The sequence below is a fragment of the Streptomyces hazeniae genome (genome assembly GCF_031845485.1).
In the GTDB taxonomy this organism is placed as follows: Bacteria; Actinomycetota; Actinomycetes; order Streptomycetales; family Streptomycetaceae; genus Streptomyces; species Streptomyces hazeniae.
Window position 1 is genome coordinate 1 of record NZ_JAVREQ010000103.1, and the last position, 547, is coordinate 547.

Sequence of the window (547 nt, forward strand, 5' to 3'; positions counted from 1 at the left end):
GACATCAGATGCACCTCGTAGGTGCTCATCGGTTCGAACACCGGGTTCTGCGCAGCGCGCCGCGCCATCCACTCGCCGTCGTTCCAGGTGTAGGAACTGGTGGTGACCCGGGATGCGGTTTGCGGAGGTACCTCGGTGGCGAAAGCCATCGGGTCGGCGCGGTCGGTGGTGCCCCCGCCGGCGCCGTGCACGCGGAACTTGTACAGACCGTCGGCAGGGAAGCCGGGCCAGAACAACTCCCAGACCCCCGACGAGCCCAGCACCCGCATCTGCGCCTCGTTGCCGTCCCAGTGATTGAAATCACCGATCACGCTGACGCCCTTGGCGTTCGGGGCCCACACCGCGAAGGACACGCCGTCCACGACGCCATCGGGAGTGGTGAAGCTGCGCGGGTGCGCGCCCAGGATCTCCCACAGACGCTCGTGGCGTCCCTCGGCGAACAGGTGAAGGTCGAGTTCGCCGAGTGTTGGCAGGAACCGGTAGGCATCCGCCGTGGTGTGGGTGAAGATCGATTCGTCCGCGCCGGGATAGCCGATTTCCAGACGGT

At 66.5% G+C, this 547-nt stretch carries 1 pseudogene; it reads right to left on the bottom strand.

What is annotated here, in order from left to right:
- A pseudogene (locus RM572_RS28805) lies at positions 1-547 on the bottom strand (1,4-alpha-glucan branching protein GlgB); the annotation flags it as partial.